At 65.4% G+C, this 260-nt stretch carries 1 protein-coding gene; it reads left to right on the forward strand.

What is annotated here, in order from left to right:
* Nucleotides 1-215: transcriptional repressor (locus AC3II9_RS21960; protein WP_489158836.1), on the forward strand; the 215-nt coding region annotated here is incomplete at its 5' end.
* Nucleotides 216-260: the final 45 nt, after the last annotated feature.

Raw genomic sequence — 260 nt, forward strand, 5'->3', positions numbered from 1 at the left:
TCGACCGCCATGATTTCGGCGATGGGCGCGCACGCTACGAACCCTCGCCCGAGGCGCATCACGACCATCTGATCGATGTCGAGACCGGCCGAGTGATCGAGTTCGTCGACCCCGAACTGGAACAGCTCCAAAAGGCGATCGCCGAGAAGCTGGGATTCCGCCGGGTCGATCACCGCATGGAACTCTACGGCGTCAGCCTCGACCGCAAGGGGTGAGCGCCGTCGCGGCCCCTGTCGACGCCGATCATAAGGGCGGCCTGC

It is taken from the genome of Lysinibacillus sp. RU7, from assembly GCF_057837305.1.